Source organism: Bradyrhizobium sp., from assembly GCF_049581145.1.
Lineage (GTDB): Bacteria > Pseudomonadota > Alphaproteobacteria > Rhizobiales > Xanthobacteraceae > Bradyrhizobium.
Genome location: NZ_JBAURI010000101.1, coordinates 1 through 9,885, shown reverse-complemented (window position 1 = coordinate 9,885; position 9,885 = coordinate 1). Strand labels below are relative to the sequence as shown.

Sequence of the window (9,885 nt, the reverse complement as noted above, 5' to 3'; positions counted from 1 at the left end):
GATCATCGCGCTGACCGCCAACGCCCTGGTGGGGCAGCGGGAAGAGTGCTGCGCCGCCGGCATGAATGATTTCCTCACCAAGCCGATCCAGCCGGATACGCTCTATGCGGCCATCCTGCGCTGGGGCGCTGCGAAGCCGAACAACCGTGCCGAACCGCAAAGCGCGTAGCCGAACGGCGGGCTGTCCGGTATTTCGATTCGATTTCCGAACAGGTCTCAACCATCGTCATTCCGGGGCGATGCCAACGCGCCGCGAAGCGGCAGGTTGGCATCGAAACCGGAATCTCGAGATTCCGGATTCGAGCGGAGCCCGTCAGCGGGCCGCTCGCGGCGCGGACCCCTCGACGCCCCGCAAATGACCGCGAACGGGAGGCCTCAACGTCCGACCAGTTGGTCGGCGAAATACGCGATGGTCTTGCGATAGATCTCGGCGTGATTCCATTCGCGCATCGCCTCGAAATTCTCGCTGCCCTCGCCATAGGGCGCGCCCATCTTGAAGCCGTTGGTGTGCAGCAGATTGGCGGTCGACGCCAGCACGTCGGGAACGCTGTGGCGCAGATCGACGCGGCCGTCGCCGTCGAAATCGACGCCGTATTTGATGTAGGATGACGGCAGGAACTGCGTCTGGCCGATTTCGCCGGCGCCGGCGCCGATCATCTCGCGCAACGGCAAATCACCGCGCTGCACGATCTGCAGCGCCGCCAGCAGCTCGCCCTGGAACAATTCGGAGCGGCGGCAATCATGGGCAAGCGTGGCGAGCGTCCGGATCACCGGCTGTCGGCCCATGTCGCCCCGGCCGAAATCGGTCTCCAGGCCCCAGATCGCGACCAGGATCTGGCGCGGCACGCCAAACCGCTGCTCGATCCGCGACAGCAGCGCGGCGTTCCGCTGCAGCATGGCGCGGCCGCCATTGATGCGGCCGGTGCCGACGCGGGTCGAGACATATTGCTCAAAGCTCTTGTTGAAGGTGTAGCGCTGGCGGCGATCGAAGGCGAGCACTGCCTGGTCTTCCTGCAGGCCGCCGAAGGCCTGCGAGATCACTTCCTGCGAGACGCCGGCCCCTTCCGCCTCCGTCGACATGCTCGCCAGGAACGAATTGAAATCGCCGCCGCAACGCGCGGCGAGCGCGGGGGCGGCCGCGAGCGACGCAACAAACAAAGCGGCCAATCGAAGCTTGAGCATGCTGGTTTCCTTTGAAAAATCCACGCGCTGCCGACCATGCCACAGCGGAAACAGGCCCGTCAAAACGGCGATGCTGTCCGGATGCGCCGGTCTGGCACACCTCGCTTGATCCGCATCAACATACGCCCCGCTCGCTACGCCTAGGCTGGAACAAAACGGAGAGCCGCGATGATCGGAATTACCCTGACCACGGACCAGATCCGTAACGCGCCACCGCAGGTGCGGCAGTGGATCGAGCACGAGGTGATCGCAAGCCTCGGGCTCGCGGCCGACGCGCCGGCCACCCCCGCGCCGCCGCCGCAAATGGCGCATCTCGTTGCCTGCAGCGCCGAGGAAGCGGCCGCCATGCTGTCGCAACTTCAAGGCGTGCTGCCGGCCGCCAACGTGTTCCTGGAATTCGCCCGTCCCGGCGTGTCCTATGGCCAGCCGGCGGTGATGACCTTCCGCCTGATCGACATCCTCCACCATACCAAGCTGCAAAATGTCGGACAGGTGCTGGCCTGCCTCGACCTGATCAACAAGTCGCTCGCGCAAGTGCGCAACGACCCCTCGGTGCGGTTCTGCGGTTTCGACAATGAGGGGCATTGCTTCATTGCGCCGGGGAGCCAGCAGAGCATCGCGCGGCTCTGGCGCGACGTGATCGCGAGCCAGCACGGCGCGGCCGACGACGCGGTGAAGCCGGCGGTGACCTCCGCGGCCTGAGCATCGGACGCTTGGACGGGACGCGAAGCGGTGCTATTTTTGCGCCGCGCCGCATTCGACGACCCGCGAGCCTTGATGATGGACGACCCACGAGACAGGCGAGCCCAACAAGGGCACGACGACACCACACCGCGCGGACACGCCGGCCTGTTGCGAAAGCCGCTGTTCCGTCTGCTCGCAATCAACCTCGCCGTCGGCGCGGCCATGGCGGTATTTCTGGTCGGCGGGCTGCTGGCGATCAATCCGGGCGGCTTGCGGGATCTGATCTTCGGCGATCGCGACCCCGCCGTCCCGCTTGTCGTCCTGCTGCTGTCGTTCTTCGTGACCTTCGGCTCGGCCGCGATGGGCACCGCCATCATGGCGCTCGGCCAGCGCGAGGACCTTGACGGCCCGCCGCGCGGCCCACGCCGGCTTGCGCTGCAGCGCCTGCTGCGATCGGTTCGACCGTAAGCGGCGAAGTTGGCCGCTGACAGTTCGCCGCCACGCTGGTTTTGCACCTGCCGGTCCGGATACCCTTCGGTATCAGCATCGGTCGGCGTCACCAGCGCCCGTTGCGCTTGTTCCAGGCAAACAAAGCGTCCGCGAACCGGTCATAGCCAAACCGCGTCACCGGCCGCATCAGCCGGTTGCCTAGCAGCGTTGCCAGAAAGCCCTCGCCCGGCGTCACCCGCCAGATCGCGATCGCGACATCGGCGCCGACGATCAGCCGCCCGGTCTCGTCGGTCGCGTGCAGCCTGCGGCGCACGTCATCGACCGAGGCGCCATAGGCCGCGAGCGCATCAGGCTGTTCGTTGATGTCCCTGAAAGAAACGTGGCCGGCGCGGACCGCCGCCAACAGCCGGTTATGCTGCCAGTCGATCCCGGCGTTACAGACCGGGCAGCGTGTGTTGTACCAGACGACGAGGCGGTGGCCGGTCATGAGGGGCTCCGGCACGTCGATAGGGTGTCGTCGTTGAAGGCGTGATGCATCGGCCCCGACGATGGCGATCGATCGCGGTCAAAGGGAGGCGGCCTCTTGCAGAAATCGATGAGAAGGTTGGCAGGCGACGGGCTTGCGGCCCTCTGTTGGAGCGTATCCCGTGGCGAGCAACGATCATCGTCAACTGCCGATAGTACGACAAACTCCGCCGGTCCCGGCCTGAGCCGGGACCGACCAACAAAAGCCTGTGGTTATGGACCCCACTTTCGCGGGGACGACGCGGAGGTGTGGCGCGAGCTACTCCGCGGTCCAGCCGCCGTCGATCGAGAGATTCGAGCCGGTGATCTGGGCGGCGTCGTCGCCGCACAGGAACAGCGCCAGCGCGGCGACCTGCTCGACCGTGACGAACTCCTTGGTCGGCTGCGCGTCCAACAGCACGTCCTTGATGACCTGCTCCTTGGTCATGTTGCGCGCCTTCATGGTTTCGGGGATCTGGTGCTCGACCAGGGGGGTCCAGACGTAGCCCGGGCTGATGCAGTTGCAGGTGATCTTGAAGGTCGCAAGCTCCAGCGCCACGGTCTTGGTGAGGCCGGCGATACCGTGCTTGGCCGAGACATAGGCCGACTTGAACGGCGAGGCCACCAGCGAATGCGCCGACGCGGTGTTGATGATGCGGCCCCAGCCGCGCTTCTTCATGCCGGGCACCGCGGCGCGGATGCCATAGAATGCCGAGGATAGGTTGATCGCGATGATCATCTCCCATTTCTCGGGCGGAAACTCCTCGATCGGGGAGACGAACTGAATGCCGGCATTGTTGACGAGAACGTCGACCGAGCCGAAGGTCTTTTCGCCGAGCGCGATCATGCCGGCGATCTCGGCCGGCTTGGTCATGTCGGCCGGCGAATGCACCGCCTTGACCTTGAAGTCGGATTCGATGGCGGCGCGCTCCTTCTCGATGTCGGCCGCCGCACCCATGCCGTTCAACACGATGTTGGCACCGGCGCCGGCGAAAGCGCGGGCATAGGCGAGCCCGATGCCGCTGGTCGAGCCGGTCACAACGGCGGTCTTGCCTGTCAACGTACCCATCATGGTCACTCCTTCTTGAGGGGATTGTCTTCGTCGGAGAGATCGTAGGTCACCATGGTCTCACCGGACTGCGGCCGCTCCAGCCATTCCTTGTGGCGCATCGACAGATGAACGTCACGCACACCCGATTCCCAATGCTCGACCATGGCGATATGCGAAAAATCGTAATCCTTGGACGAAGTTTCGTAGTTCTTGCTCTTGTAGATCAGATGCACCACCGTGACGGTGTTCTCCTTCACGGCCTCGCGCAGGAATTTCGCCGACGGATCGTCCTTCAGGCCATCGGGCAATTTGCCGATCAGGTCGCGGACCGCCCTGCGGGCATTGTGAATCTGGCGATTCTTGTCGGTGTTCATGCGGGTGCGGCTGGAGAAGCGGATGTCCTTTTCGCGCTCGGCGGCCTCGAGCAGCGTGACCGGCAGCGGCCCGCGGGCGCTGAACAGGTCGACCTGGAAGATCAGCAGGTCCTTGCTTGTTTCAGCCTCCAATACGTAATCGAGCGGCGTATTGGTGGCGACGCCGCCGTCCCAATAATGCTCGCCATCGATGACGACGGACGGAAAGCCCGGCGGCAGCGCGCCGGAGGCCATGATATGTTCGGGGCCGATCCGCTTGCCGAGCCGATTGAACTCGACATTGTCGAAATAGCGGAAATTGCCCGAGGTCACTCCGACCGCGCCGACGCTGAGCCGGCATTGCAGATCGTTGATGCGGTCGAAATCGACCAGCCGTTCCAGCGTCCGCCGCAACGGCGCGGTGTCGTAATAGCTTTGCGCCTCCGGGCTGCCCTGTGGCCACAGCGGCGCCGGCGGCACGCGCGGCGTGAAGAAGCCCGGGACGCCGAAAGTGGCGATGATCGCCGCACTGGTCTCGTTGAACAGCGAACGGCTGCGGTCGCCATTCGAAATCGGCGTCCACGGCACCGGAGCCGAGACCATCTCCCAGAACTCTTTCAGCTTGTCGACGCGCTTGTCCGGCGCGTTGCCGGCGATGATCGCAGCGTTGACGGCGCCGATCGAGATGCCGGCGACCCAATCCGGCTGGAAATCGCTGCGACAGAGCGCCTGATAGGCGCCGGCCTGATAGGAGCCGAGCGCGCCGCCGCCCTGCAGGACCAGCACGCGCTCCGCGTTCGCGGGTGTCCGTGCCGGCGCGTGTTCGTCATGGTCCGTCATGATCGTCCGTATGGGGCGCCGGTCAAAAGAACAAAAGAAGCGCTCGCAAACCGGCAACGTGGCGTCAGATCGGCATGGCGTCAACCGGCGAGACCGCCGGCCGACATCACACCAAGATTACCTTGGGTTTATCTCGGCTGTTGCTCAGCCGTTGTCGGTGGACGCCATGATCAGCGTCCAGAACACCTTATATTTGGTGTCGGGAGCATAGCTGGCGGCTATGCCCAATTTTGTGACACCGGTTTTCAGCATATTGGCCCGATGCGGCGGGGAATCGCGCCAGCCGGAAAAGGCTTCCGCCAGCGTATGATAGCCGGCCGAGACGTTCTCGACGGCGACGGTTGCCGGATAGCCGGAGGACCCGAGGCGTTTGGCGAGCGGCGCCCTGACGTCGTGATCGAGCCTGTTCGCGCTCGCCATCGCCTGCGCCTGGTTTTCCGCAAGCTGCATCAGCGCGGGATCGACCACCACGGCGCCGAGCCCGTTGTTCTGCCGGTATTGCGAGATCATCGAGGCCGCCGCGGCCGGATCGAGCCTGGCACCGGCCTCGGCCATATTGACATACATCGCCGGCGTCTCGACCGGAGCTTCCGCCGCGCAGCCGGCCAGCAATAGAATTACGAGAAAAGCGGCCGCCGCCCGCATGAATCACCCCCAAATGAGCGGGCGTTGTTGCATACCAACCGTGGCCGAAAGGTGAATTTTGTCAGTTCCGGGCAAAAATCCGGAAGCGGCGCGGATTCAGTCCGACGACCTCGCCGGGACGGAGTTCCCCTTCCCGCGACGTGTCGACCTCGATGGTCTCGCCGCCCGACAACGCGACCTCGGCGCGATGCACCGGGCCGAAGCTGCGGACGCGGGCGACCTTGCCTTCCAGCACGCCGCTCCCGGCCGGCCCGATCTGCAGGTCATGGCGGCGCACGAACAGCCGCGACTCGCCGGCCGGCGTGCCGTCGACCGCCGATCCCAGCGACCTGTCGCCGAGCCGGATCTGGCCATCCCGGACCACGACCGGCAGCTCGATCGACTCGCCGATGAAGCCGTGCACGAAGGCGGTCGCCGGACTGTCATAGACCTCGCCGGGCGTGCCGACCTGCTCGATGCCGCCCTTGTCCATCACCACGACGCGGTTGGCGACTTCGAGCGCCTCCTCCTGGTCATGGGTGACGAAGATCGACGTCACGCTGATTTCATGATGCAGCGAGCGCAGCCATTGCCGCAGCTCCTTGCGCACCTTGGCATCGAGCGCGCCAAACGGCTCGTCGAGCAACAGCAGCTTCGGCGCGATCGCAAGCGCGCGGGCGAGCGCGATGCGCTGGCGCTGGCCACCGGACAGCTGGCTCGGATAGCGGTCGGACAGCCAGTCGAGCTGCACGAGATTCAAGAGCTCCCTGACCCGCACGCGGATCGCAGCCTCCGACTTGCGCAGCGCGCGCGGCTGCACCCGCAAGCCGAAGGCCACGTTCTCGAACACGGTCATGTGGCGGAACAGCGCATAATGCTGGAACACGAAACCGACATGACGCTCGCGGGCGCCGCGGGCGAGCGCGTCCTCGCCGTCGATCAGAACTTCGCCGGCGTCCGGCCAATCGAGGCCCGCGATGATCCGCAACAGCGTGGTCTTGCCGGAGCCGGACGGTCCGAGCAGCGCCAGCAATTCACCGTCAGCGACCTTGAGGTCGACGCCGTCGAGCGCGGTGAAACTGCCGAAGCTCTTGACCAGGTTCCTGACTTCAATGCTCATGCGGCCGCTCCTCTTGGTCGAGATGCCGTTCCAGGATGGTCTTCGCCACCAGCGTGATCAGCGCCAGCATGGCGAGTAGCGAGGCCACCGCGAAGGAGGCCACGAATTGATATTCGTTGTAGAGAATCTCGACCAGCAGCGGCATGGTGTTGGTCTCGCCGCGGATGTGGCCGGACACCACCGAGACCGCGCCGAACTCGCCCATCGCCCGGGCGTTGCATAACAACACGCCATAGAGCACGCCCCATTTGATGTTCGGCAAGGTGACGCGGAAGAAGGTCTGCAGGCCCGAGGCGCCGAGCGAGATCGCGGCCTCTTCCTCCTGCGTCCCCTGCTCCTGCATCAGCGGAATCAGTGCCCGGGCCACGAACGGAAAGGTGACGAAGACGGTCGCCAGCGCAATGCCCGGCAGCGCGAACAACAGATGGACGTTGTGCGCCTGTAGCCAGGACCCCCAAAATCCCTGCGCGCCGAACAGGAGCACGAACACCAGGCCGGAGATCACCGGGCTGACCGAGAACGGCAGGTCGATCAGCGTGATCAGAAGAGTCTTGCCGGCGAACTCGAATTTGGCGATCGCCCAGGCCGCGATCAGGCCAAACACCAGATTGAGCGTCACGGAGATCGCGGCCACCAGCAATGTCAGCCGGATCGCGGCCACCGCCTCCGGCGCCGCCAGCGCGGACAGATAGGCGGAGACGCCCCGGGAAAAAGCCTGCGCGAACACCACGAGCAGCGGCAGCACGACGAACACGGAAAGGAACGTGACCGCGATCAAGATGATCGCGATGCGGACGGCTTTAGGCTCGGTGTTGGGATCAGAGCCGGATAAGGCCCGCGGTTTGGCCTCCCCGGGTGACGCGAGCGACAGCGGATGCTGCAATTCCATGGTCATCTCTTCCACCGTCACCGATGCGCCGGGACCGGCGTCCGCGCCCAGCGCTGCAGCCGGTTGACGACGAAGATGATCAGGAACGACGCCAGCAGCATGACCACCGCGATCGCGGTGGCGTCCGCGTAGCGGAATTCGGACAGCCGGATCACGATCAATAGCGGGGCGATCTCCGAGACGTTCGGCAGATTGCCGGCGATGAAGATCACCGAGCCGTATTCGCCGACCGCGCGCGCGAACGCCAGCGCCAGACCGGTCAAGAGCGCCGGAGCGAGGCTCGGCAGGATCACTTTCGAGACCGTGTGCCAGCGGCTGGCGCCGAGGCTCGCGGCAGCTTCCTCGATCTCGGGATCGAGATCGATCAGCACCGGCTGCACCGTCCGCACCACGAAGGGAATGCCGATGAAGATCATCGCGACAAAGATGCCGATCGGCGTGAACGCCACCTTGATGCCGAGGGCCGCGAGCGGCGCGCCCAGCCAGCCCTGTTCGGCAAATAGCGAGGTCAGCGCGATGCCGGCGACTGCCGTCGGCAGGGCGAAGGGAATGTCGACAATGGCGTCGAACAGCCGGCGGCCCGGGAAACGGTAGCGCACCAGCGCCCAGACGATGATGGTCCCCATCACCAGGTTGACCAGCGCCGCGGCGAAGGCGAGGCCGAACGATATCTTGAGCGCGTTCAGCGTGCGGCGGCTCGCCAGGATGGCCCAGAACTGATCGGGGCTGAGCTCCATCGTCTTGATGAACAGGCCGGCGAGCGGGATCAGGACGATGACCGACAGCCAGGCCAACGTCAGTCCCAGCGTGAGACCGAAACCCGGCAATGTGCTGCGTCGTCCCGCGCGTGTGCTCACAAAGTCTCCCCGCCGCGGTCAGTTCTTGTAGATCTGATCGAAGATGCCGCCTTCGGCGAAGTGCTCCTTCTGCGCCTTGGCCCAGCCGCCGAACACATCATCGATGGTGAACAATTCGACCTTGGCGAAGGAGCTTTCATACTCCTTCGCAATTTCGGGATCACGCGGACGATAGGAATTGCGTGCGGCAATTTCCTGACCCTGCTTCGTATACCAGTACTTCAGATAGGCCTCCGCGACAGCCCGCGTGCCCTTTCGATCGGCGACGGCATCGACCACGGCGATGGGCGGCTCGGCCAGGATCGAGCGCGGCGGCGCGACGATCTCGAACTTGTCCTTGCCGAATTCGCGTTGCGCCAGGAACGCCTCGTTTTCCCAGGCGAGCAGCACGTCGCCGACGCCGCGCTCGACAAAGGTGACGGTCGCGCCGCGCGCGCCGGTGTCCAGCACCGGCACGTTGGCATAGAGATCGGCGACGAATTGCCTGGCCTTGTCGGCCGAACCGAATGTCTTCAGCGCATAACCCCAGGCCGCCAGGTAGTTCCAGCGCGCGCCGCCCGAGGTCTTCGGGTTCGGCGTGATCACGCTGACGCCGGGCTTGATCAGATCGTCCCAGTCCTTGATGGCCTTGGGATTGCCTTTGCGCACCAGGAACACGATCGTCGAGGTGTAGGGCGCGGCATTCTGCGGCAGCCGCTTCTGCCAGTCGGCCGCAATCAGGCCCTTCGCCGCGATGGCGTCGATGTCGTAGGCGAGCGCGAGCGTCACCACATCGGCCTGCAGGCCGTCGATCACGGCGCGCGCCTGCGAGCCGGAGCCGCCATGCGACTGCTTGATCTCGACGCTCTTGCCGGTGTCCTTCTGATAGGCCGCCGCGAACGCCTTGTTGAATTCGGCATAGAGCTCGCGCGTCGGATCATAGGACACGTTGAGCAGGGTGATGTCGGCCGCACAGGCCGAGCCTGCCCACAACACCGCCAGAATGAGCGCCAGAATGCGACGGATCATCGGTCATCTCCATTTGCCTCGACGACACGAGCCGTCGGCGGGGTCAAAGTCGGGATGAAACGGACTGAAGTCAACGAAACCGGATTTCGTTGTTGGCTGCGCGGCAGCGTCGTTGTGCTACGAGGTCTTCGTCGTGTGGATGCCGCATTCCGACTTGGGTCGGCCGCGCCAGCGTCCGGCGCGCGCATCCTCGCCCTCGGCCGAGCGCGAGGTGCAGGGCATGCAGCCGACCGAACGGAAGCCGGACGCGACCAGCGGATGCGGCGGCAGCTTGGCGGCGGCATAGATCGCCGCGATATCCTGCGGAGAGACATTGGCGAACG

12 protein-coding genes are annotated in these 9,885 nt (G+C 65.1%); 2 read left to right on the top strand and 10 right to left on the bottom strand.

The window, feature by feature from the left end:
- Positions 1-375: 375 nt before the first annotated feature.
- On the bottom strand, positions 376-1,182 hold the full coding sequence (locus tag WCB02_RS03330; protein WP_423956357.1) for a lytic murein transglycosylase: 807 nt from the start codon (positions 1,180-1,182) through the stop codon (positions 376-378).
- Positions 1,183-1,350: 168 nt separating this feature from the next.
- Between WCB02_RS03330 and WCB02_RS03325 the strand changes: the two genes are divergently transcribed.
- Positions 1,351-1,884: a hypothetical protein gene (locus WCB02_RS03325; RefSeq protein ID WP_423956355.1), complete on the top strand. Its 534-nt coding sequence runs from the start codon at positions 1,351-1,353 to the stop codon at positions 1,882-1,884.
- A 78-nt stretch (positions 1,885-1,962) separates the two neighbouring features.
- The gene (locus tag WCB02_RS03320; protein WP_423956353.1) at positions 1,963-2,334 is read left to right on the top strand and encodes a hypothetical protein; all 372 of its coding nucleotides are present in this window, start codon (positions 1,963-1,965) and stop codon (positions 2,332-2,334) included.
- A gap of 88 nt (positions 2,335-2,422) precedes the next feature.
- On the opposite strand, the gene WCB02_RS03315 is transcribed toward WCB02_RS03320, so the two are convergent.
- The 9 genes from WCB02_RS03315 to WCB02_RS03275 all read right to left on the bottom strand — a co-directional run.
- Positions 2,423-2,803 (bottom strand): thiol-disulfide oxidoreductase DCC family protein, encoded by a 381-nt coding sequence (locus tag WCB02_RS03315; RefSeq protein ID WP_423956351.1) that lies wholly within the window; start codon positions 2,801-2,803, stop codon positions 2,423-2,425.
- A 297-nt stretch (positions 2,804-3,100) separates the two neighbouring features.
- Positions 3,101-3,889: a 3-hydroxybutyrate dehydrogenase gene (locus WCB02_RS03310; RefSeq protein WP_423956349.1), complete on the bottom strand. Its 789-nt coding sequence runs from the start codon at positions 3,887-3,889 to the stop codon at positions 3,101-3,103.
- A 5-nt stretch (positions 3,890-3,894) separates the two neighbouring features.
- Positions 3,895-5,064, bottom strand: coding sequence for a DUF3734 domain-containing protein (locus tag WCB02_RS03305; RefSeq protein WP_423956347.1), 1,170 nt, complete (start codon positions 5,062-5,064; stop codon positions 3,895-3,897).
- 144 nt (positions 5,065-5,208) lie between these two features.
- On the bottom strand, positions 5,209-5,709 hold the full coding sequence (locus WCB02_RS03300; protein WP_423956345.1) for a CAP domain-containing protein: 501 nt from the start codon (positions 5,707-5,709) through the stop codon (positions 5,209-5,211).
- A gap of 61 nt (positions 5,710-5,770) precedes the next feature.
- A complete protein-coding gene (locus tag WCB02_RS03295; RefSeq protein WP_423956341.1) occupies positions 5,771-6,808 on the bottom strand; it encodes a sulfate/molybdate ABC transporter ATP-binding protein in 1,038 nt (345 codons plus the stop codon).
- Positions 6,798-7,703, bottom strand: a complete 906-nt coding sequence (gene cysW / locus WCB02_RS03290) for a sulfate ABC transporter permease subunit CysW (protein ID WP_423956339.1) — start codon at positions 7,701-7,703, stop codon at positions 6,798-6,800. The genes WCB02_RS03295 and cysW overlap by 11 nt, the downstream gene beginning before the upstream one ends.
- Before the next feature lie 11 nt (positions 7,704-7,714).
- A complete protein-coding gene (gene cysT, locus WCB02_RS03285; protein ID WP_423956337.1) occupies positions 7,715-8,554 on the bottom strand; it encodes a sulfate ABC transporter permease subunit CysT in 840 nt (279 codons plus the stop codon).
- Between the two features lie 18 nt (positions 8,555-8,572).
- Positions 8,573-9,562 carry a sulfate ABC transporter substrate-binding protein gene (locus WCB02_RS03280; RefSeq protein WP_423956335.1) on the bottom strand — a complete coding sequence of 330 codons (990 nt, stop codon included), beginning with the start codon at positions 9,560-9,562 and terminating at the stop codon, positions 8,573-8,575.
- Positions 9,563-9,679: 117 nt separating this feature from the next.
- Positions 9,680-9,885 (bottom strand): phosphoadenosine phosphosulfate reductase family protein (locus WCB02_RS03275; protein WP_423956333.1); only part of this gene is annotated, 206 nt, incomplete at its 5' end.